We start from the raw sequence: 19,961 nt of genomic DNA, 5'->3' as shown, positions 1-19,961 counted from the left end.
AGCTTAGCGAATACCCGACTGACGCAGCGCTGCAGGCTGGAAATCGGCCTTGCTGGCACTGAAGCCAAAGTCGTAAGCGCGCTTCTCTTCGTTCTTCATGCCCAGGGCCAGGTAACGACCGGACTGCAGGTCGTAGATGGTTTCCAGGGTGTACCAAGGCACTTCCACGTTGTAATAAGGCTGAGCATGGGCCTCGGACACGCGCCACAGTTGGCCACGGCCGTCGTACTGGTCGATCACTGCGGCCTGCCAGGTGTCCTCATCGATGTAGAAGTCCCGCTTGGCGTAGATGTGCCGCTGGCCCGGCTTCAGGGTTGCAACCACGTGCCAGACGCGGCGCAGCTCGTAACGGGACAGGTCCTGGTTGATGTGCCCGGCCTTGATGATGTCGGCGTACTTCAGCTTGGGGTCATCCAGCTTGAAGGCGTTGGAGGCGATGTACATTTCCTTCTTGCCTTCCAGCTTCCAGTCGTAGCGGTCTGGCGCACCGTTGAACATGTCCAGGTTGTCCGACGTACGCAGGCCGTCGGCGGCGGTACCCGGGCCGTCATACGACACTTGCGGCGCCTGGCGCACGCGACGCTGGCCGGCGTTGTAGATCCACGCCTTGCGCGGCTCCTTCACCTGGTCGAGGGTTTCGTGCACCAGCAGCACGGTCCCGGCCAGGCGCGCTGGCGCGGTCACTTCCTGCTTGAAGTAGAACAGGATGTTGCCTGGGTTGTTCGGGTCGTAATCCTTCATCTTGTCGCGGAAGACGAACTGGTCGGAGAAGTAAACCGGGCTGAAAGAGCCGTTCTGCTGCGGCGTGGCCTGGATCACCAGGCGGCTGACACTACCCCCCCGGTAACGGGTGATGTGGTTCCAGATCACTTCCAGGCCGGTTTTCGGGATCGGGAACGGCACCGCCGTGTTGAAGTTGTTCAAACCGTTGCCGCCTTCCGTCAGCGTGGTCTGGGTGGCGTTTTTCTTGATGGCGGCGAACACGTCCGCAGGTACCGTGGAGCCGCGATGGGTTTTGAATACTGGGATCTTGAACGTGTCCGGGTAGCGCTTGAGCATGGCCATCTGGCCCGGCGAAAGCTTGTCCTTGTACTGCTCGGCGTTTTGCGCAGTGATGGTGAACAGCGGCTTTTCACTGCCATACGGGTCGGCCAGGAAACCCTTGCCGTCGACGCTGCCCGCACTCTTCGACAGCGGCTCCCACGGGCCGATCGAGCCATCGGCGTTGCCGGCCTTTTCAGCCCCCATCGGGGTCAGGGTACTGCCCAACTTGGCCGCCTCGTCGGCGGATACCGCAGCCATGACGCTGGTCGCCAGCAGGGACAGGCCCAGTACACCGGCTTGCAGTAGACTTCTGGTCTTGTTCATGTCGTGTCGTCCTGGATCTGTATGCTTAGAAGTTCACGCCGAAGCTGAGGGCGACGAAGTCGCGGTCATCCACGGTGCTGTACTTGCCATCGAAGAAGTTGGTGTACGACAGGCTGGCCGTGTAGGTGTTCTGGTACTCGGCGTCCAGGCCCAGACTGACTGCCTTGCGGCCTTCCTCGAAGTTGGCACCAGGGCCCGGCGAATAGCCGGACACGTCATGCGACCAGGCCACGCTCGGCTTCAGGTTGATACCCGCGAATACGTCGTTGTAGTCCCAGATGACACGGGCGCGGTAACCCCAGGAAGTGCTGGTGGTGTAGCCGTCGTTCTCGCATTTGCGGTTCAGGTTGGTGGTGGATGTCCCCGCACCCGCGCCAGCGATGGTGCTGCCATTGAGCGCCTGGCAGGTATCGGCGCCACCGGTGGATGGCAATGGACCTGGGCCGAACACCGGGTCGCGACCGTAGCGGGTATCGTGGGCATTCTCCAGGCCGCCGACATGGGTGACACCCACTTCACCGACTACAGTCATCCGGCTGGCGCCCATCACCTGGTCGAAGAAATGGGTCAGGGTGGTCTGGAACTGGGTGATCTCCTTACGGCGATACCCATGCAGGTCTTGCCCCGGCGTACCGGTCAGCAACGATGCGTTGCTCAACGCGCCACCAATGGGACGGACACCGGCGAACAGGATATCCGTGGTATTGAGCTGCACTGGCGCATTGGGGCGGTAGCTGACTTCGCCGCTCCAGGCGGTGCCAGTGGGTAACGTGGTGGAGAAGCTCAAGCCATAAAGGCGGATATCCTCGGGGTATTCCACAAAGTACTCGGAATTACCCGCCACGATCAGAGGCGCCAATGCGCGCAGCTGTGCAGGCAGGGCGCTCAGCCCGGCGAACACGGACGGCGGGGCCCCTGTGGCACTGAAGATGGGTGCACGGCTGTGGTAGTTCATGAAGTAGGCGCCGAACTCCGTGTCCAACGGCTCGAACATATAGCGCATGGCCACACCGAACTGGCCGCTGTCACGCGCATCGCGGTCGGCACCACGGCGCACCATCACACCCTCTTCGTTGATATCCACGCCCCGCGTGGCGAGGAACTGCTGCGCAGCGCCCGGCACCGTGCGGCTGCTATTGAGCACGCGCAAGTTGTCGGTACAGCCGTCGGCAATAATGTCCGGCTGGGAGAAGAAGGTGCCGCAGTTGTCGACGACCGTCTGATCCCATTCGAGCTGGTAGAAGGCCTCGGCCGACAGGTTGTCGGTCAGGCTCTGCGAGATGTAGAACATGTTGACGGGAATCAGGCCTTCCTTGATCTCGGCCCCGGGGCGGCGGAACGCCGACACGTCGATGGGGTTGATCGAGTTGATGCCGCCGCCGATGAAGGTACTTTCACCCCAGCTCACTACCTGCTTGCCAAACCGCACCGAGCCAGGCTGATCGCCGATGGAGTAGTTGTGGTAGACAAAGGCGTCGAGCAGCTCGGCGCCGGACGACTTGGCGCCTTCCTTGCGGTTGGAGTCGCTGATGTCCTTGAACTCGCGGTTTTCGTCCTTCAGTTCGAAGTCGTACCAGTACTTGCCGCGCACGAACACACCGGTGTCGCCGTACTTGAGCTCCAGGTCATGAATGCCCTTGAAGATCTTGGAGAAGGTTTCGCCCTTCTTGAAGTTCAGGTGGCCATCGTCGGATGTCTGTGACAGGCCCTTGCCGCCGTTGTTCACCCCTATCAGGTTCTTGTTGGGGTTGGCCGTCGACCAGCTGGCGCCGATGGAGAGCGACGAGTCGAACTGGCCTTCGATTTCACCAATGTTGAAACTGACAGCGAAAGCAGGACTTGCGAGCGTGGAAGCAAGGCTGACGGCCAAGGGCAGCTTGGCCCGGCGCCAGAACAGGTTTGCAGATTTCATCGACGCTACTCCATGTACTTTTTTGTTATGGCAGTGAGTCCTTTCAAGAACGGCCCGAGCGACCGGTTTGCAGGCTTGCACCCGCGGCGACACAGCTTGCGCATGTCGCCCTCCCCCATTCCTGAAAATCCCCTGGCCCCGACTATAGCCAGCAGGCACAGGCGCTTGATCCCTCTAAAGTGTGATTTGCGCTCCATGCCACCAACTCGCTGCAGTTTTGCTCCGGTTGCGGGCTGGCAGTGCTCAAGGATGGCGCATTTCTGTCGTTTGGCAAGGCGGCGGGCTCTCTAGCATGCGGGTCACGCTCTGACGTGCGCGACCCGCACAACGGTTACAACGTGGAAAGGAACGCGCTGTTGCTGGCCTGCCACTGGACGATGTCCTGGCGGATGCGTTTCTTGTCGAGCTTGCCGACACTGGTCTTGGGAATTTCAGTAACAACGGCGATCTGGCTTGGAATCGCCCACTTGTTGATATGACCTTGCTCGACGAACGGCTTGAGGTGTTCCTTCAGTGCCTTGGCGTCGATAGCGTGGCCGTCACGTACCACCAGCAGGGCAAACGGGCGCTCCCCCCACTGCGGGTCGGCCACCCCCACCACCGCCACTTCGCGCACGGCCGGGTGGCGGCTGATCAGGTCTTCCAGGTCGAGCGAGGAAACCCACTCGCCGCCGGTCTTGATCACATCCTTGATGCGGTCGCGGATGTCGATGTAGCTCATGCCGTCGAGGGTGGCGACGTCACCGGTGTGCAGCCAGCCACCCAGCCACAGCTCCTCGCTCTTCTCCGGTTCCTTGAAGTAGCCCATGGTCAGCCACGGCGCACGCAGTACCAACTCACCCTGGGTTTCACCATCAGCGGGCAGGAAGTTGCCTTCGCCGTCGACGATGGCCGCTTCGACCAACGGTACCGGCACACCGGCCTTGATACGGTAGGTGACGCGCTCATCCTCGCTGCCGGCCTGCAGTTCATCGTTCAGGTGTGCTGCGGAGATCAGCGGGCAGGTTTCCGACATGCCATACGCGGCGGTCAGCTGAATGCCGCGCGCCAGGGCGGCCTGGTACAGCGAACGGTTGAGCGAACTGCCGCCGATGATGATCTTCCAGCCGCCGAAGTCCTGCCCCTGTGCATTCGGGCAGTTGAGCAGCATCTGCAGGATGGTCGGTACGCAGTGGGAGAAGGTGACCTTCTCTTCACGCCACAGCTTGACCAGCATGTCCGGCTCGTAGCGGCCCGGGTACACCTGCTTCATGCCAAGCATGGTGGCGGCGTAGGGGATGCCCCAGGCATGCACGTGGAACATCGGGGTGATGGGCATGTACACGTCGTTGCTGCCCAACAGGCGCACGCTGTCGATACTGCCGGTGACCGAGGCCTCGGCCAGCGTGTGCAGCACCAGCTGGCGGTGGCTGAAATACACGCCCTTGGGGTTACCGGTGGTGCCAGTGGTGTAGAAGGTAGTGGCCACCGAGTTCTCGTCGAAGTCCGGGAAGTCGTAGCGGGGGCTGGCCGCCGCCAGCAGCTGCTCATACTCCCCGACCAGGTCGGGCAGGTCGGCAGTCTTGTCCGGGCCATCGGTCAGCAGCAAGGTCTTGTCGACAGTGGTCAGCTGCCCGGCGATGGCCTGGTACAAGCCCACGAAGTCGCTGTTGACCAGCACCACGCGGTCTTCGGCGTGGTTCATGGTGTAGAGGATCTGCTCCGGCGACAGGCGCACGTTGATGGTGTGCACCACAGCGCCGATCATCGGGATGGCGAACATGCATTCCAGGTAGCGATGGCTGTCCCAATCCATCACTGCCACGGTATCACCGGCCTTGACCCCGGCCTCGGTCAGCACATTGGCCAGGCGTGCAATGCGCTCGTTGAGCTGTGGATACGTCAGCCGCATCTGGTCGCGGTAGACGATTTCGCGGGTCTTTTCATAGCGACTGCCGGACATCAGCAGGCGCTTGATCAGCAATGGATAGGCATAGGCGCCCTCGGCGGGCTTGATGATGCGTGTCTGCAACATGGGGATCCCTTTTCTGAAAAGCGGGCCGGACAAGTCTGGGTTTACTGTAGTTCGCCAATGTGACGGCCAAATCAGCCGAAGGAATGATTTGCGTGGCAGAGGTATGAGTGGCGGGCGTTGACGGGCAGCAAGGTTGAGCTAGACACTGCGGCGGCGGCTTCAGGTTTGTGCTGAAGCCGAGGGCCTCTTCGCCGGCAAGCCCGCTCCTGCAAGGGTTGTGGTGACCTTGTGGGTGCGGGCATGCCCGCGAATGGCCACAACACCCTTATCCCCCCTGCCACCGGAGATCTTCATGCCCAGCCCGCGTCGCGCCGTGTTTCTCGATCACCACTCCCTGGACCTTGGCGACCTCGACCTTTCGCCCCTGAAGCAGCAGTTCGACCAGTTCGAACTGTTCGCCGCCACCCGCCCGGACCAGGTCGCGGAACGCTTGCAGGGCGCCGTGGCAGTGGTCAGCAACAAAGTCATGCTCGACGCCGCTACCCTGGCCGCCAACCCGCAACTGAAGCTGATCCTGGTGGCCGCCACCGGCACCAACAATGTCGACCTGGCCGCCGCCCGCGCCCAGGGCATCACCGTGTGTAACTGCCAGGGCTACGGCACGCCGTCTGTCGCCCAGCATACCCTGGCCCTGCTGCTGGCCCTGGCCACCCGGCTGTGCGACTACAACCAGGCGGTGGCCGAAGGCCAGTGGGCCAAGGCCAGTCAGTTCTGCCTGCTGGACTTTCCTATCGTCGAACTGGAGGGCAAAACCCTCGGCCTGCTCGGCCACGGCGAACTGGGCAGCGCAGTGGCGAGGCTGGCCGAGGCCTTCGGCATGCGCGTATTGAGCGGGCAGATCCCTGGCCGCCCGGAGCGCGCCGACCGGCTGCCGCTGGACGAGTTGCTGCCGCAAGTCGATGCCCTGACCCTGCACTGCCCGCTGAACGAGCACACCCGGCACATGCTCGGTGCCCGCGAACTGGCCCTGCTCAAGCCCAACGCGCTGGTGGTCAACACCGCCCGGGGCGGCCTGATCGACGAACAGGCGTTGGCCGATGCCCTGCGCGGTGGTCACTTGGGCGGCGCGGCGACCGACGTGCTGAGCGTGGAGCCGCCGGTCAACGGCAACCCGCTGCTGGAGCCCGGCATCCCGCGCCTGATCATCACCCCGCACAGCGCCTGGGGTGCCGTGGAGTCGCGCCAGCGCATCGTCGGCCAGCTCAGCGAGAACGCCCAGGCCTTCTTCGCCGGGCAGCCACGCCGCGTGGTCAGCTGAGCCAGGCGCCCGCCTCTGCTACACTGCGCCACTTTTTTCCAGGAGACGTCGTCCATGGACCCGCGCAGTGAAGTGTTGCTCCGCCAGGCAGAGCTGTTTCAGGGGCCGCTGCTGATCGCCGGCGCCCCCGCCGACGACCTGCTCGGCCAGTTGCCTCAGGCCCAGGCCTGGACTTGGCATGCCGGCGATCAGGCCATGCTCGAAAGCCGCTTCGCAGGCCGCAGCCATTACGGCGTCGAGGCCCCTGCCGCAGCATTCGAAAGCGCCGTGCTGTTCCTGCCCAAATCCCGCGAGCTGGCCGCCTATCTGCTCAACACCCTGGCGTCGCGCCTGGCTGGCCGCGAGCTGTACCTGGTCGGTGAGAAGCGCGGTGGCATCGAGGGCGCGGCCAAGCAGTTGGCGGCCTTTGGCAAGCCACGCAAGCTCGACAGCGCCCGGCACTGCCAGCTGTGGCAAGTGACCATCGACCAGGCGCCGCAGGCAAAACCGCTGGAAAGCCTGGCCGAGCGCTTCGAGCTGGCCCTGGAAGACGGCCCGCTGCAGGTGGTCAGCCTGCCTGGGGTATTCAGCCATGGCCGACTCGACCGAGGTACGGCCCTGCTCCTGAAGCATCTTGACGGCCTGCCCGGTGGTCACATGCTGGACTTTGGCTGCGGTGCCGGGGTACTGGGGGCCACGCTCAAACGCCGTTACCCACAAAGCCGGGTGACCTTGCTGGACGTGGATGCCTTCGCCGTGGCCGCCAGCCGCCTGACGCTGGCTGCCAACGGCCTGGAAGGCGAAGTGATCAGCGGCGATGGCATCGACGCCGCCCCTACCGAACTGAGCCTTATCCTGAGCAACCCGCCATTCCACACCGGCGTTCATACCAACTATCAGGCTTCGGAAAACTTGCTGAAAAAATCCGCCGTTCATCTGCGAAAAGGTGGCGAAATGCGCTTGGTGGCCAACAGTTTCCTGCGCTACCAGCCACTGATCGAAGGGGCATTGGGCAACTGCCAGGTACGTGACGAGGCCGACGGTTTCCGCATCTACCAGGCAACTCGCGGATAAAAAACAGCGCTTGCCGAAAGCGTTTTGTCTAGGCAGAATCCGCACCGTCCTAGGGGAGTAGTCTCCCGCGAGCACCCAGCTCGCCCGGTACGCGTCAACATACTTGGTCCACAGACCATGGCGCGTGCGACCCACCATGCACGCCTGCATGGCGAGATCCGCATAGACGGATCGAGGGTTTGACAAGACCTATGACACGCACACCTTACCCGGGGCGGGGAGGCTGTACGTGTCATAGCCGTGTCGACCCGCCCCCGTAGGAATCCTGATGCTGGAATCACTGTTGGTCCCCACCGCTATCGTTGCCCTGGCCGAGATCGGCGACAAGACGCAACTGCTCGCACTCATTCTCGCTGCCCGCTTCCGCAAACCCTGGCCGATCATCGCCGGCATCATCGCCGCCACCTTGGCCAACCATGCCGCAGCCGGTGCCGTGGGGGCGTGGGTCGGCAGCTTCTTCAGCGATTCGGCCCTGCACTGGATCCTGGCTGCGAGCTTTACCGCCACCGCACTGTGGACCCTGGTACCGGACAAGATGGATGACGACGAGAACCCGGCTCGCCGTTTCGGGCCATTCCTGACGACACTGATTGCGTTCTTCCTGGCCGAAATCGGTGACAAGACCCAGGTCGCCACCGTGATGCTGGCTGCGCAGTATCCGCACCTGATCATGGTCATTATCGGCACTACCCTGGGTATGTTGATTGCCAACGTGCCGGTGGTACTGGCGGGTAACTTCGCGGCTGACAAACTGCCGTTGACGCTGATTCGCCGCCTGGCGGCAACGGCGTTCTTCGTACTGGCGATCGTGGCCGTCTATTCGGCAATGAAGGCCAGTGGCTGGATTGGATAAAGGGAAAACCGGGGGCTGCCATGCAGCCCCAGGATTCAGGCATTTACTGCTTGGCGGCAGCCTGATACAGCGGCATCACCTTCGGAATCGCCGCCTGCAGCGAAGCAATGCGGCTCGCGGACGCCGGGTGAGTACTCATGAACTCAGGCGGTGCACCTTCGGAAGCCTTGCTCATCTTGTTCCACAAGGTGATCGCTGCATTCGGGTCGTAGCCGGCACGGGCCGAAAGCTCCAGGCCAATCAGGTCGGCCTCGTTTTCGTTGGCCCGGCTGTTGGGCAAGGTCATGGCGTAGTTCACCACCGTGTCGGCCATGGCCATGCTGCTCTGGCCGAGGCCGAAGATGGCACCGGCACCCTGGCGAGCCATTTCCACACCGTATGCCTTGGACATGGCCTCGCGGCTATGCTCGCGCAAGGCGTGGGCAATCTCGTGCCCCACCACTGCGGCAATTTCCGCATCGGTGAGCTTGAGCTGATCGATCAGCCCGGTGTAGACGATGATCTTGCCGCCCGGGCCGCAGTTGGCGTTCAGTTCGTCACTCTTGATCACGTTGACTTGCCAGTCCCACTGCGCGGCATCCGGGCGGAATTTGGGCGCCTGGGCGATCAGGCGGTTGGCAATGGCCTGCACACGCTTGGCATCGGCGCTGGACTTGTCGAGCACACCCTTGCTCGATGCTTCACCCAGGGTCTGCTGATACGACTGCGCGTACATCTGGTTGACCTCATCGGTCGAGAGCATGCTGAACATGTACTGCTGGCGCTCGACGCCAACAGCACCGCCGCTGGTGGTATTCACCGCCTGGCAGCCGGCCAGCAGGATGCCAGCACTCAGTAGGCTGACGACAAAAGACTTACGCATGAAAACACTCCCTATCCACATGCGGCGTATCCTAGGCCGAGTCGCCAGTGGCTGCCATAGCCGCAGGGAAGATTTTCGTCGCCTGTAACGGCCTCTTCGCGGGCAAGCCCGCTCCTACAGGGGTAACACAACCGTGGGTAGGCGCGGGCTTGCCCGCTCCTACCGCAGGGGTAACGCGATCATTGTAGGAGCGGGCTTGCCCGCGAAAGGGCCGGCAAAGGCCCCCATCAAGCCGGGGTAAGACACTCCGGCGCATCCAGCTTCGGGTCATTGACGAAATTGGCCAAGGCCCGCTCACGCAACGTCGCCGGTGGGCTGGCCAGCAGCTCGTGCAAGCGGGTAACCGGCGTGTCCGGGTCGAGCCAGGCCGCCTGCCCCGCTTCGTCGAGGATGAGCGGCCGACGCTGGTTCATGGCCGCCTGGGTCACCACCGCGCAACTCAGCCATACCTGGTCCTGCACCGGGTAGGCCTCCCACACCGCCGCAAAATACAGCGACGCGCCCTCCCCCGGGGTCAACCAGAACGGGCGTTTGCGCACGTTGCCACGCCATTCGTAAAAGCCGTTGGCCGGCATCAGGCAGCGACGCTGGCGAAATGCATCGCGAAACATCGGTTGCTCGGCCAGCGTTTCGGCCCGGGCATGGGCGGGGGTACGGGACAGGTCGGTGAGCCAGGCCGGGGTCAACCCCCAGCGCGCCTTGGCCAGTTGCTGCTGGCCATCAAGCTGGCGCTGGATCAGCACCGACGCCCCTGGCGATATATTCCATTGGGCCGGCTGGCCGACGGGAAAACCCGGCAGACTGGCAAGGGCCTGGGGCCAGCGAAACAGGGCATAACGTCCACACATGGGCGAATTCAGAACCTAGCAGATCAAGGTACCGGGGACATGCTCCGGTTCGTCGCCAACCAGTGGCTGGGCATCATTGTACGCATCGATCAGCTGCCGTGCGCATTCGGCCTGCTCATCAGCCACGATAAGCCCCAGCAGGCCCTGCAAGGGCAGCTCGCCGGCGGCACCGAGCAGGTCACGGCCGACCACGTGTACATCGATCCCCTCGCTGGCAAGCATACCTGCCAGCATTTGCGCCTCGAGCAGGCTTTCCGGTTCGTAGATGCGCTGCATCAGGCGTCGTCCTCGCGGCGGACTTCAAGCATCCATTCGTCACCATGCACCTGCAGAATGCACACCACAGGCTGGCAGCACACCTGACAATCCTCGGTATAAACCTGGTCGCCCGCAGACAGATCGACGGTAGTTTCCACACGTTCGCCACAATAAGGGCAATTATAGAAGTCGGTTTCCAGCATCGCGGCCTCCGCAGTGACTTATGCGTATAATTGCCGGTCTGTTTACAGGGTCTGTGTGCGTCCGAGCCGTTTTTCGGAGCCCGTCCCTACCTTATTACCCTAGCCGTTTCCAACAAGAGAGCATGATGGGCGAATTCGATGCCATCCGACCGTACGACGACGCTGAGGTCCCTGCCGTTCTGGCACGCCTGCTCAGCGACCCGGCATTCCTCGATATCCTCACTCACTTCCGCTTTCCGCGTGCGGCCGGTGCTCTCGGCTGGTTGCTCAAGCCCTTGATCGCACGCCGCCTGCGCAAGGAATTCGCAGGCGTTACCTGTGTCTCGACCCTGCAGGACAAAGTCGAGTACTACGTCGACCAGACCATCGATCGCGCCACCGACGGCGTCACCTATTCGGGTGTGGAACAGCTCAAGGCAGGCACCGCCTACCTGTTCCTGGCCAACCACCGCGATATCGTCATGGACCCGGCCTTCGTCAACTATGCCGTGTACCACGCCGGCCTGCCCACGCCGCGCATCGCCATTGGCGACAACCTGCTGCAAAAGCCCTTTGTCAGCGACATGATGCGCCTGAACAAGAGCTTCATCGTGCACCGTTCGATCAGCGGGCGGCGCGAAAAACTGGCTGCCTACCAACTGCTATCGGCCTACATCAACCACTCGATCCGCAACGATGCCACCTCGATCTGGATTGCCCAGGCCGAAGGTCGGGCCAAGGACGGTGACGACCGTACCGACTCGGCGATCCTCAAGATGTTCCACATGAGCCGCAAGGACGAGCCGTTCGGTGCGGTTATCCAGAGCCTGAACCTGACCCCGGTGTCGATCAGCTACGAATACGACCCGTGCGACCAGGCCAAGGCCCGCGAGCTGTACATCCGCGCCACAACCGGCACCTACAAGAAGGCGCCGGGCGAAGATGACAACAGCATTGCCAAAGGCATTACCGGCTACAAGGGCCGAGTCCACATCAACTTCGCGCCGCCGGTCACCGAGTACCACGAAGACACAAAACAGCTGGCGGCAGAGATCGACCGGCAGATTCTGGGGGGCTACCGACTGTTCCCGGTGCATTACCTGGCGTATGCGATGTGGGAAGGCAAGGACGAAGCCCTGCAGGTGCCAAGCGCCGAGAAGGTGTTCCCGGCGGATGAGCTGGCCAAGGCCAAGGAAGAATGGCAACGGCGTCTGGATGCCTGCCCGCAAGAGCAGCGGCCGTACCTGGTGTTGCAGTATGCGACGCCGGTGCGCAACCAGTATCAGGTCAGGCAGCAGACACCGGTCGCCTGATCGATCCCGGGGGCTGCGTTGCAGCCCAATCGCGACACAAGGCCGCTCCCACAGGGAATTGCGTCCACCCTTGTGGGAGCGGCCTTGTGTCGCGATTGGGCCGCAACGCGGCCCCGATGGTTCTTAGATCCAGGTGCTGAACCAGGACAGCAGCAGCGCCATCGCCAGGCACGAAAAGCCCAGGATGTAGAAGTATTTCGGCACACGAAGCTCGAAGGCGTCCACTACCCCCTCGTCTACTGCCATGTACGCGCGGGTTTCGGCCTCGCGCCGCCGCGCACTGTGCAGCAGCAAACCGCCCGGGCAGGTCAGCAGCAGCGCCAGCAGGTTGATCAGCTTGGTGGGATGGGCGGCCAGGAACCCCCAGAGCACTTGCAAGGACATCACGCAACCTCGGTGTGAGCAGTGGCAAAGGCCAGCATTCTACCCAAGTCGCACCGTGGCGCCCGGCCTTGGCGACAAACTGTCGTTAAATTTCATCTGTCATCCGCTCGTCATCAATACAGGCGACCCTGTCGACCTTTTGATGACCCGGAGCTTTTTCATGTTGCACGCCGAAAACCAGGACCGCCTCTACCTCGTTGCCCAGAGCGATGAACAACAGGCGCTGATCGATGGTTTTGCCATCAATGTGCAGGACCGCCAGTGGCTGGTCTACTGTGCGCTTGGCGGACATGTGCATGAGGACTTGCCCGAAGTGGATGCAGGCACAGGGTTCAGCTTGCTGGATTTCCACATAGAAGCGGCGTAAATCTGTGCCATCCAGACAACAAAAAACCCGCTGCCTGTCACTCAGGCAGCGGGTTTTCTTGCACAACCTGAAGCTTACTGACCCAGCACCTGCCCAATGCTCGGGTCCTTGAACAGGCGGGTCAGGGCATCGCTCAGCACATCGCCCACCAGCTGGGTGTTGGTGTCCTGATTCGGCGCCATGCCGAAACGCTGGTCCAGCGAAGCGCCATAACGGCCGCTGTAACGGCGGCCGCCATTGGTCACATCAGCGCGGAAGGTGGCGCCGATGGTGGCCTCGGTCACGTAAAGGTTGTCTTTCGGCGACTGGTACTTCAGCTCGGCCAGGGTCACGGTCAGCTGCGGCGCATTGTAGGCGTTCGGGGTCGGGGTGAAGCCGAGCAGGCGCACAGCAGCTTCAGCCTGAGCCTGCAGCTTGGGCACCACATCATTACCGCTGACACTGATGGTGCTGGTCTCGGGGTACATGCCACCGCGGGTACCCAGGGACGGCGAAGGCCGGCCATCAACTACCCGGACCACCACCGGCTGGCCATGGCCGACCGGGGCCAGCTGGGCCTTGAGCGTGGGTTGCGGGTTGAGTTGTTGCGGGCTGTGGGCACAACCGACCAGGCTAAGGCTGGCCACGGCGATCAAACCGAACAACAGACGTTGCAACATGCGCGTTTCTCCAGAAAATGCGGCAAAGGCCCACAGTATACCTAGCCAGGCACAGACCAGTCATCGGCCCGGCCCGCTTGTCACAATCGTTTCATCGCCACACCCTTATCCTTGCGCCAAGCCCTAACGCAAAGGACTCGCCGCCATGACCTCGCTCTGGACTCAGCTCTTCCAACGGCCGCGCTACAACGCTTATGCCCGCCTTGACGCGGATGGCAAATGCCTGGCGTTCAAGCAATGCAGCCAGGTACCAAGCGGCATCGACTGGGTGCAGATCAGCGAAATTCAGCTGGCCTGGCTGGGCCGCGAGCTGCCCATCGAAGCCCGGGTTTGCGCCCGCGCAAACCGCCGTTGGCACCAGCGCCTCCTCGCTGCCTGACAAACGCTGCAATAAAAACCACGAATGGCGACATTTCTGCCCGCGACATCGCTATAATCTCCCCCCGATTATAAGGACGTCTCCTGATCGGGCCCCGCATTCGCCGATTGACCCCGGCAACTTCACCGCCTCGCCCACAGAGAGCCTTCCACTCAGGTCTTGCATCGGCTGTCGTGCCTGCTTTTTCCGGCCCTTCACACTGCATGAACCTGCGGGTTGCCATCGCGCAGTCCCCTTTTGAGGTTCACGTCTCCAAAAGAGCGTGAAAAAACGGTTTTCACAACTTCACAAGAGTGTGGCGAGCAAATGAACAGTCTGGCATGTGCAAAAGCGGCAGATGTGTCCCGAACAGCCCTGAACAGGCGGCAGATGCGCTCATCCCGTATGAGTGTCTGAACCGTTCCATAACGCACGCACGACACCTTGACCATAAGTCGAATTGCCGCACCTGTGGCAAACGGCGTTCAATACACGAACCCGAAGACTGATTGGCGGTGTCCGCGGAAGTTGCAAGAACTGCGAAAAGTCGGACATGGCGACCCTGGCAAACCCAGGTCCTATGCTGTCAATTAGGTAGCTGTAGATTGTGGAGACGCGTTAAATGGCGCAGAACGAATCGGTTGATGTGGTACTGGTAGGCGCGGGCATCATGAGTGCCACCCTGGCCGTACTGCTCAAGGAGCTTGACCCGACCCTGAAGCTTGAGGTCGTCGAGGCGATGGACTCCGGGGCCGCGGAAAGCTCCAACCCCTGGAACAACGCAGGCACCGGCCACGCCGGCCTGTGCGAGCTGAACTATACGCCGCAGGCCGCCGATGGCAGCATCGACATCAAGAAGGCCGTGCACATCAACACCCAGTTCGAGGTTTCGCGCCAGTTCTGGGCCTACCTGAGCAAGAAGGGCAACTTCGGCTCGGCGCGTGCCTTCATCAACCCTGTCCCGCACCTGAGCTATGTCGAGGGTGACAAGGGTGTTTCCTTCCTCAAGAAGCGCTTCGAGCTGCTCAAGCAGCACCACGCCTTCGCCGAGATGGAATACACCGAAGACAAGGCCGTGATGAACGACTGGATGCCGCTGATGATGCCTGGCCGCCCGGCCGACCAGCACATCGCCGCTACCCGCGTGGCCAAAGGCACCGACGTCAACTTCGGCGCACTGACCAACAAGCTGCTCAAGCTGCTGGGCGACTCGCCGGACGCGCAGGTCAAGTACAGCAAGAAGGTTGTCGGCCTGCGCCGTAACGGCAGCGGCTGGACCGTGAGCATCAAGGACGTCAACAGCGGCGGCAGCCGTGAAGTCGACGCCCGCTTCGTCTTCCTCGGCGCCGGTGGCGCGGCCCTGCCGCTGCTGCAGTTGTCCGGCATCCCGGAAAGCAAAGGTTTCGGCGGCTTCCCTGTCAGCGGCCAGTGGCTGCGTTGCGACAACCCGGAAATCGTCAAGCAGCACCAGGCCAAGGTCTACAGCCAGGCCGCTGTCGGCGCCCCGCCGATGTCGGTACCGCACCTGGACACCCGCGTCGTGGACGGCAAGACTTCGCTGCTGTTCGGCCCGTACGCCGGTTTCACTACCAAGTTCCTCAAGCACGGCTCGCTGATGGACCTGCCGCTGTCGGTGCGCATGGGCAACATCGGCCCGATGCTGGCCGTGGCCCGCGACAACATGGACCTGACCAAGTACCTGGTCAGCGAAGTGATGCAGTCGATGGAGCAGCGTCTGGAAGCCCTGCGTCGTTTCTATCCGCAGGCCAAGGCCGAAGACTGGCGCCTGGAAGTGGCGGGTCAGCGCGTGCAAATCATCAAGAAAGACCCGAAAAAAGGCGGCGTGCTGCAGTTCGGTACCGAGCTGGTCTCGGCCCAGGACGGCAGCCTGGCTGCACTGCTCGGCGCATCGCCGGGTGCTTCGGTAACCGTATCGATCATGCTGGAACTGATCGAGCGCTGCTTCCCCGAGCAGGCCAAGGGTGCCTGGGCTGCCAAGCTCAAGGAAATCTTCCCGGCTCGCGAGAAGACCCTGGCAACCGATGCTGCGCTGTACCACAAGATCAGTGCCGATAACGACGCGGCTCTGGACCTGGCAGAAAGCAGCCCGGCGGCCAAGCATTACGCCTAAGCCGGCCTGAAACGCAAAAACGCCCCTCGGGGCGTTTTTTTGTGCCTGGGTGTTTGTCAGCCTGCCGTCCCTTTCGCGGGTAAACCCGCTCCTACAAGGACCACATATCCTTTGTAGGCGCGGGTTTACCCGCGAAAGCGCCGGGGCAGGTTACCCATCAGCCACGGGCTTTATCGATGATCTCGATGTACTCAGGGGCATTGCGCTGGTCGGCAATCTGCTCGACGAAGGTCTTTCCGTGCTCGTCCTTGCCATCCAGGTCCAGGCCAGCTTCGACGAAGAAGCCTACAAAGCGCTCGAAGTCGTCCACGCGCAGGCCACGGTAGGCCTTGACCAGCTTGTGCAGCGACGGCGAAGTCACACCATCGGCCGGCTCGAACTGAAGGAACGACTTGATGTAGTCGTCGCTGATTTCGTCACCGATTACCTGTTTCTTGTCTTTACGCATTGCCGACTCCAACTGGACCATCACGGAATTTCGAAGGCCGGCAGTTTACCCCCCGCAGGCTTCGCGCCTCAACGCGTACGTACCGTACCGGTGTGCAAGTCGGCCCAGATGTGGCCGTTGCCGTAGGTCAGAAACTGCACGTACAGGGTTTCGTTACGCAGCAGGTCCATGACCACCCGGTAGTTGCTCACCGGGTAATTCAGGCTCAACGTGCGGGTTTTAGCGTCATACACAGGCTTTTTCAGGCTTTTGGCCGCTTCACCATCGAACGTCAGCAGCACCTGGGCAATGGTCGCGCCCTTGCTCAGCGGCTTGCCCTTCAGGCGCACCTGCAACGACGATGTGATCGGGATCGGCTGCTGATCGGACTGGCGCTGGGCCCCTACGACCACCGAATAGTCAGTCACTTGCAGCAATTGCTGGCTGGTCGGCGCTTCCTGGCGCAGGGACTGGTCATCCGGTGGCAGGAACTGACTGTGCAGCGGTGCGGCAGCGAGCGGCAGGCTGACCGCCAGCAGGAGGGGAAGAATCGCACGCATGTGAGGCTCCTTGTATGAAAGAGCACTCTAGCATGCCGGGTACAGCCGATATCAATCGAACTGCGCGCGCATCCAGGCCTGGTAATCGGCCACGCCGGCTTCACCCTCGCGCGGCGCCCAGTGTGCGTGCTCGCCCTCGCCCACTGGTCGGTATGGCCCAGCCTTGCACTCGAACAGGATGCTGTCGGGCTCCAGCACCACCAAGCCATGGTAGGTACCAGGCGCCAGATCCACACCCAGACAGTCGCCACCGGCCTGCAGCACCCGCTTGTCAGTCACCGCGCCTTGCTCATCGAAGATCAGCAGGCCAAAGCACCCCTTGAGCGCTATCAAGGTTTCAGCCTTGTCGGCGCTCACATGGCGATGCGGCGGAATGTAGGTGCTCGGTTGCAGCCCGACCGCCATGCGGTGGCAGGGCTCTTCCATAGCGTGAAAGTTATGGTGCTGCCGCCCGCGCGGGTTGGCAGCGGCCTTTTCGGCCAGCCCGGCGAACAGCGATTGGTCGATGAACGCAGGCTGGCGCACGGTTACAGCCCCTTTACGGCGAAGATGCCGTTAGCGTTGCGCCAGTACCCTTTGTAGTCCATGCCGTAACCGAAGATATAGCGATCGACACAAGGCAGGCCCACATAGTTGGCCTTGAGGTCAGGGCTTGCCTTGCGGTCGTGATCCTTGTCGATCAGCACAGCGGTGTACACCGAGCGGGCGCCGGCATGCTTGCAAAACTCGATGATGGCGCTGAGGGTGTGGCCTTCGTCGAGGATATCGTCAACGATCAACACGTCACGGTCGATGAACGACACTTCCGGCTTGGCCTTCCAGAAAAGCTCGCCGCCGCTGGTCTGGTTGCGGTAGCGGGTAGCGTGCAGGTAGGAGGCTTCCAGTGGGAACTGCAGGTGGGTCAGCAGTTTGCCGGAGAAGATCAGGCCGCCGTTCATCACGCAGAACACAACCGGGTTCTTGTCGTGCAGGTCCTTGCAGATCTGCTCGCCGACTTTGGCGATGGCCGCTTCGACTTCGGCTTCGGTGTACAGGCAGTCAGCTTCACGCATGACTTGACGGATATGCTCGAGATCGGCGGACATGGCGCTCTCCGGGGGGCATTTTGGAAAAGCGGGCAAAGGTACGCATCCGCTCGTCACAGATCAAGCATTTATGGACTAACGTCCAGAATGACCAGACGACAGCACAGGCTGAATAGATTAATCTAGCGCGGTTTTTTTGCCCGCCTTTCGGAGCCCTCCCCTATGCCCACTCGTGAGATCCGCCATCCGCTGATCCGCCACAAGCTTGGCCTGATGCGCCGTGCCGATATCAGCACCAAAAATTTTCGCGAACTCGCCCAGGAAGTCGGCGCGCTCCTGACGTATGAAGCCACCCAGGACCTGCCCCTCGAAACCTACGAGATCGACGGCTGGTGTGGCAAGGTCTCGGTTGAAAAAATCGCCGGCAAGAAGATCACCGTAGTACCGATCCTGCGCGCCGGCATCGGCATGCTCGACGGCGTGCTCAGCCTGATCCCGGGTGCCAAGGTCAGCGCCGTCGGCGTTGCCCGAAACGAAGAAACCCTCGAAGCCCACACCTACCTGGAAAAGCTCGCGCCGGACATCAACCAGCGCCTGGCCCTGATCATCGACCCGATGCTGGCCACCGGCGGCTCGATGGTTGCCACCATCGACCTGCTGAAAAAGGCCGGCTGCAAAGAGATTCGCGCCATGGTGCTGGTCGCCGCGCCAGAAGGCATCGAGGTGGTGGAAAAAGCCCACCCGGACGTGAAGATCTACACCGCCTCGATCGACCAGCGCCTGAACGAGCACGGCTACATCGTGCCAGGCCTGGGTGATGCCGGTGACAAGATCTTCGGCACCAAGCAAAAGGACGCCTGACCATGCAGGACGGCTTCAACGACCCGCTCTGGCGCCAGGTCGTTTCGGGCGCGCAGATGCTCTTCGTGGCATTCGGCGCGCTGGTGCTGATGCCCCTGATCACCGGCCTCGACCCGAACGTCGCGCTGTTCACCGCCGGCATCGGCACCCTGCTATTCCAGCTGGTCACCGGACGTCAGGTACCGGTGTTCCTGGCCTCGAGCTTTGCCTTCATCACGCCGATCATCCTCGCCAAAGGCCAGTTCGGCCTTGCCGAGACCATGGGTGGCGTAATGGCTGCTGGCTTCGTGTACACCTTCATGGGGCTGATGGTAAAAATCAAAGGCACCGGTTTCATCGACCGCATGCTGCCGCCGGTGGTGATCGGCCCGGTGATCATCTCCATCGGCCTGGCCATGGCACCGATCGCCGCCAACATGGCGATGGGCAAAGGTGGGGACGGTACGGCACTGATGCCGTACAAGACGGCCATGCTGATCTCGATGCCAGCGCTGCTGACAACCTTGATCGTTGCCGTATTCGGCAAGGGCATTTTCCGCCTGGTACCCATCATCTCCGGCGTGCTGGTGGGCTTTGCCCTGTCGTTCGCCTTTGGCGTGGTCGACACCGCCAGGATCGCTGCCGCACCGTGGCTGGAAATCCCCAATTTCACCGCACCTGCGTTCAACTGGCAGGCCATTCTGTTCATCGTTCCGGTTGCGCTGGCGCCGGCGATCGAGCATATCGGCGGGGTGATTGCAGTGGGCAGCGTGACCGGCCGTGACTACCTGAAGAAGCCTGGCCTGCACCGGACGTTGCTGGGCGACGGCCTGGCGACTACTGCAGCCGGCCTGTTCGGCGGCCCGCCCAACACCACCTATGCCGAAGTGACCGGCGCGGTGATGCTGACCAAGAACTACAACCCGAAGATCATGACCTGGGCGGCGGTCTTCGCCATTACCCTGGCGTTCATCGGCAAGTTCGGCGCGCTGCTGCAGAGCATCCCGGTGCCGGTGATGGGCGGCATTCTGTGCCTGCTGTTCGGCTCGATTGCAGCGGTGGGCATGAACACCATGATCCGCCACAAGATTGACCTGGGCGAAGCACGCAACCTGGTGATCGTCTCGGTGACACTGGTGTTCGGTATCGGCGGCGTGCTGATCGGCAGCGGTGACGGCCCGGATGACTGGGGCCTGAAGGGTATTGCCCTGTGCGCCATTGTGGCTATTGCGCTGAACCTGATTCTGCCGGGCAATGACAGCTGGAAGCACAAGAAGCTGGATGTATAA

General features: G+C 62.1%; 22 protein-coding genes and 1 riboswitch. Of the genes, 9 read left to right on the top strand and 13 right to left on the bottom strand.

Translation table 11 applies throughout. From position 1 onward, the window contains the following. Positions 1-3: 3 nt before the first annotated feature. The 3 genes from ACZ889_RS07965 to ACZ889_RS07955 form a co-directional block, all read right to left on the bottom strand. The gene (locus ACZ889_RS07965; protein ID WP_014755342.1) at positions 4-1,368 is read right to left on the bottom strand and encodes a DUF1329 domain-containing protein; all 1,365 of its coding nucleotides are present in this window, start codon (positions 1,366-1,368) and stop codon (positions 4-6) included. A gap of 25 nt (positions 1,369-1,393) precedes the next feature. After that, positions 1,394-3,280 (bottom strand): DUF1302 domain-containing protein, encoded by a 1,887-nt coding sequence (locus ACZ889_RS07960; RefSeq protein WP_180688844.1) that lies wholly within the window; start codon positions 3,278-3,280, stop codon positions 1,394-1,396. 331 nt (positions 3,281-3,611) lie between these two features. Then, positions 3,612-5,294, bottom strand: a complete 1,683-nt coding sequence (locus ACZ889_RS07955) for a fatty acid--CoA ligase (protein ID WP_179052913.1) — start codon at positions 5,292-5,294, stop codon at positions 3,612-3,614. Positions 5,295-5,586: 292 nt separating this feature from the next. On the opposite strand from ACZ889_RS07955, the gene ACZ889_RS07950 reads away from it, so the two are divergent. The 3 genes from ACZ889_RS07950 to ACZ889_RS07940 all read left to right on the top strand — a co-directional run bounded on the left by ACZ889_RS07950 (position 5,587) and on the right by ACZ889_RS07940 (position 8,458). Next, positions 5,587-6,552, top strand: coding sequence for a 2-hydroxyacid dehydrogenase (locus ACZ889_RS07950; RefSeq protein ID WP_476257290.1), 966 nt, complete (start codon positions 5,587-5,589; stop codon positions 6,550-6,552). A gap of 54 nt (positions 6,553-6,606) precedes the next feature. Then, positions 6,607-7,605, top strand: coding sequence for a class I SAM-dependent methyltransferase (locus ACZ889_RS07945; protein ID WP_179052915.1), 999 nt, complete (start codon positions 6,607-6,609; stop codon positions 7,603-7,605). Positions 7,606-7,645: 40 nt separating this feature from the next. Continuing rightward, positions 7,646-7,786, top strand: a riboswitch (yybP-ykoY riboswitch). A gap of 87 nt (positions 7,787-7,873) precedes the next feature. Beyond that, positions 7,874-8,458 carry a TMEM165/GDT1 family protein gene (locus ACZ889_RS07940; RefSeq protein WP_003247342.1) on the top strand — a complete coding sequence of 195 codons (585 nt, stop codon included), beginning with the start codon at positions 7,874-7,876 and terminating at the stop codon, positions 8,456-8,458. A gap of 43 nt (positions 8,459-8,501) precedes the next feature. Here the strand turns inward: ACZ889_RS07940 and ACZ889_RS07935 are convergent, their stop codons facing one another. From ACZ889_RS07935 to ACZ889_RS07920, 4 genes are all read right to left on the bottom strand, one after another. Further along, complete coding sequence (locus ACZ889_RS07935) at positions 8,502-9,320, bottom strand: M48 family metallopeptidase (RefSeq protein ID WP_003247344.1); 819 nt, start codon at positions 9,318-9,320, stop codon at positions 8,502-8,504. Positions 9,321-9,547: 227 nt separating this feature from the next. After that, positions 9,548-10,168, bottom strand: a complete 621-nt coding sequence (locus tag ACZ889_RS07930; RefSeq protein WP_003247346.1) for an SOS response-associated peptidase — start codon at positions 10,166-10,168, stop codon at positions 9,548-9,550. 15 nt (positions 10,169-10,183) lie between these two features. Further along, on the bottom strand, positions 10,184-10,444 hold the full coding sequence (locus tag ACZ889_RS07925; protein ID WP_003247348.1) for a putative signal transducing protein: 261 nt from the start codon (positions 10,442-10,444) through the stop codon (positions 10,184-10,186). Further along, positions 10,444-10,629 carry a CPXCG motif-containing cysteine-rich protein gene (locus ACZ889_RS07920; protein WP_476257289.1) on the bottom strand — a complete coding sequence of 62 codons (186 nt, stop codon included), beginning with the start codon at positions 10,627-10,629 and terminating at the stop codon, positions 10,444-10,446. Before ACZ889_RS07920 ends, ACZ889_RS07925 begins: the two co-directional genes overlap by 1 nt. 122 nt (positions 10,630-10,751) lie before the next feature. Here ACZ889_RS07920 and ACZ889_RS07915 point away from each other — a divergent pair, with 122 nt between their 5' ends. Beyond that, a complete protein-coding gene (locus ACZ889_RS07915; RefSeq protein WP_003247351.1) occupies positions 10,752-11,921 on the top strand; it encodes a 1-acyl-sn-glycerol-3-phosphate acyltransferase in 1,170 nt (389 codons plus the stop codon). Between the two features lie 123 nt (positions 11,922-12,044). On the opposite strand, the gene ACZ889_RS07910 is transcribed toward ACZ889_RS07915, so the two are convergent. Further along, positions 12,045-12,305, bottom strand: a complete 261-nt coding sequence (locus ACZ889_RS07910) for a hypothetical protein (protein WP_003247352.1) — start codon at positions 12,303-12,305, stop codon at positions 12,045-12,047. Positions 12,306-12,465: 160 nt separating this feature from the next. On the opposite strand from ACZ889_RS07910, the gene ACZ889_RS07905 reads away from it, so the two are divergent. Beyond that, positions 12,466-12,672 carry a hypothetical protein gene (locus ACZ889_RS07905; protein WP_003247353.1) on the top strand — a complete coding sequence of 69 codons (207 nt, stop codon included), beginning with the start codon at positions 12,466-12,468 and terminating at the stop codon, positions 12,670-12,672. Between the two features lie 74 nt (positions 12,673-12,746). Here the strand turns inward: ACZ889_RS07905 and ACZ889_RS07900 are convergent, their stop codons facing one another. Continuing rightward, a complete protein-coding gene (locus tag ACZ889_RS07900) occupies positions 12,747-13,331 on the bottom strand; it encodes a YajG family lipoprotein (RefSeq protein WP_003247354.1) in 585 nt (194 codons plus the stop codon). Positions 13,332-13,476: 145 nt separating this feature from the next. Here ACZ889_RS07900 and ACZ889_RS07895 point away from each other — a divergent pair, with 145 nt between their 5' ends. Together ACZ889_RS07895 and mqo are read left to right on the top strand one after the other, a co-directional pair. Continuing rightward, the gene (locus ACZ889_RS07895; protein WP_180688845.1) at positions 13,477-13,710 is read left to right on the top strand and encodes a hypothetical protein; all 234 of its coding nucleotides are present in this window, start codon (positions 13,477-13,479) and stop codon (positions 13,708-13,710) included. Positions 13,711-14,311: 601 nt separating this feature from the next. Continuing rightward, positions 14,312-15,820, top strand: a complete 1,509-nt coding sequence (mqo, locus tag ACZ889_RS07890) for a malate dehydrogenase (quinone) (RefSeq protein WP_003247357.1) — start codon at positions 14,312-14,314, stop codon at positions 15,818-15,820. Between the two features lie 157 nt (positions 15,821-15,977). Here mqo and ACZ889_RS07885 read toward each other — a convergent pair whose 3' ends face one another. The 4 genes from ACZ889_RS07885 to ACZ889_RS07870 all read right to left on the bottom strand — a co-directional run bounded on the left by ACZ889_RS07885 (position 15,978) and on the right by ACZ889_RS07870 (position 17,892). After that, on the bottom strand, positions 15,978-16,268 hold the full coding sequence (locus tag ACZ889_RS07885) for a PA4642 family protein (RefSeq protein WP_003247360.1): 291 nt from the start codon (positions 16,266-16,268) through the stop codon (positions 15,978-15,980). A gap of 68 nt (positions 16,269-16,336) precedes the next feature. Further along, positions 16,337-16,807: a hypothetical protein gene (locus tag ACZ889_RS07880; RefSeq protein WP_003247361.1), complete on the bottom strand. Its 471-nt coding sequence runs from the start codon at positions 16,805-16,807 to the stop codon at positions 16,337-16,339. Positions 16,808-16,858: 51 nt separating this feature from the next. Then, positions 16,859-17,332 (bottom strand): WbuC family cupin fold metalloprotein, encoded by a 474-nt coding sequence (locus ACZ889_RS07875; RefSeq protein ID WP_003247362.1) that lies wholly within the window; start codon positions 17,330-17,332, stop codon positions 16,859-16,861. Between the two features lie 2 nt (positions 17,333-17,334). Continuing rightward, positions 17,335-17,892 carry a hypoxanthine-guanine phosphoribosyltransferase gene (locus ACZ889_RS07870; protein ID WP_003247364.1) on the bottom strand — a complete coding sequence of 186 codons (558 nt, stop codon included), beginning with the start codon at positions 17,890-17,892 and terminating at the stop codon, positions 17,335-17,337. A 162-nt stretch (positions 17,893-18,054) separates the two neighbouring features. On the opposite strand from ACZ889_RS07870, the gene upp reads away from it, so the two are divergent. Continuing rightward, complete coding sequence (gene upp, locus ACZ889_RS07865) at positions 18,055-18,693, top strand: uracil phosphoribosyltransferase (RefSeq protein ID WP_003247366.1); 639 nt, start codon at positions 18,055-18,057, stop codon at positions 18,691-18,693. 2 nt (positions 18,694-18,695) lie between these two features. Beyond that, entirely contained in the window at positions 18,696-19,961 is a 1,266-nt protein-coding gene (locus tag ACZ889_RS07860) for a uracil-xanthine permease family protein (RefSeq protein WP_003247369.1), read from the top strand.

The sequence above is a fragment of the Pseudomonas sp. TE3895 genome (assembly GCF_056278855.1).
This window is presented reverse-complemented; position numbering and strand designations above follow the sequence as displayed.

Excerpts from the sequence above, each read along its gene's own strand:
- ACZ889_RS07885 (WP_003247360.1), bottom strand. The coding sequence starts at position 16,268 with ATGCGTAAAGACAAGAAACAGGTAATCGGTGACGAAATCAGCGACGAC.
- ACZ889_RS07960 (WP_180688844.1), bottom strand. The coding sequence starts at position 3,280 with ATGAAATCTGCAAACCTGTTCTGGCGCCGGGCCAAGCTGCCCTTGGCC.
- ACZ889_RS07910 (WP_003247352.1), bottom strand. The coding sequence starts at position 12,305 with ATGTCCTTGCAAGTGCTCTGGGGGTTCCTGGCCGCCCATCCCACCAAG.
- ACZ889_RS07870 (WP_003247364.1), bottom strand. The coding sequence starts at position 17,892 with ATGTCCGCCGATCTCGAGCATATCCGTCAAGTCATGCGTGAAGCTGAC.
- ACZ889_RS07965 (WP_014755342.1), bottom strand. The coding sequence starts at position 1,368 with ATGAACAAGACCAGAAGTCTACTGCAAGCCGGTGTACTGGGCCTGTCC.
- ACZ889_RS07900 (WP_003247354.1), bottom strand. The coding sequence starts at position 13,331 with ATGTTGCAACGTCTGTTGTTCGGTTTGATCGCCGTGGCCAGCCTTAGC.
- ACZ889_RS07955 (WP_179052913.1), bottom strand. The coding sequence starts at position 5,294 with ATGTTGCAGACACGCATCATCAAGCCCGCCGAGGGCGCCTATGCCTAT.
- ACZ889_RS07950 (WP_476257290.1), top strand. The coding sequence starts at position 5,587 with ATGCCCAGCCCGCGTCGCGCCGTGTTTCTCGATCACCACTCCCTGGAC.
- ACZ889_RS07945 (WP_179052915.1), top strand. The coding sequence starts at position 6,607 with ATGGACCCGCGCAGTGAAGTGTTGCTCCGCCAGGCAGAGCTGTTTCAG.
- ACZ889_RS07915 (WP_003247351.1), top strand. The coding sequence starts at position 10,752 with ATGATGGGCGAATTCGATGCCATCCGACCGTACGACGACGCTGAGGTC.
- ACZ889_RS07860 (WP_003247369.1), top strand. The coding sequence starts at position 18,696 with ATGCAGGACGGCTTCAACGACCCGCTCTGGCGCCAGGTCGTTTCGGGC.
- ACZ889_RS07920 (WP_476257289.1), bottom strand. The coding sequence starts at position 10,629 with ATGCTGGAAACCGACTTCTATAATTGCCCTTATTGTGGCGAACGTGTG.
- ACZ889_RS07935 (WP_003247344.1), bottom strand. The coding sequence starts at position 9,320 with ATGCGTAAGTCTTTTGTCGTCAGCCTACTGAGTGCTGGCATCCTGCTG.
- ACZ889_RS07930 (WP_003247346.1), bottom strand. The coding sequence starts at position 10,168 with ATGTGTGGACGTTATGCCCTGTTTCGCTGGCCCCAGGCCCTTGCCAGT.
- mqo (WP_003247357.1), top strand. The coding sequence starts at position 14,312 with ATGGCGCAGAACGAATCGGTTGATGTGGTACTGGTAGGCGCGGGCATC.
- ACZ889_RS07905 (WP_003247353.1), top strand. The coding sequence starts at position 12,466 with ATGTTGCACGCCGAAAACCAGGACCGCCTCTACCTCGTTGCCCAGAGC.
- ACZ889_RS07940 (WP_003247342.1), top strand. The coding sequence starts at position 7,874 with ATGCTGGAATCACTGTTGGTCCCCACCGCTATCGTTGCCCTGGCCGAG.
- ACZ889_RS07880 (WP_003247361.1), bottom strand. The coding sequence starts at position 16,807 with ATGCGTGCGATTCTTCCCCTCCTGCTGGCGGTCAGCCTGCCGCTCGCT.
- upp (WP_003247366.1), top strand. The coding sequence starts at position 18,055 with ATGCCCACTCGTGAGATCCGCCATCCGCTGATCCGCCACAAGCTTGGC.
- ACZ889_RS07925 (WP_003247348.1), bottom strand. The coding sequence starts at position 10,444 with ATGCAGCGCATCTACGAACCGGAAAGCCTGCTCGAGGCGCAAATGCTG.
- ACZ889_RS07895 (WP_180688845.1), top strand. The coding sequence starts at position 13,477 with ATGACCTCGCTCTGGACTCAGCTCTTCCAACGGCCGCGCTACAACGCT.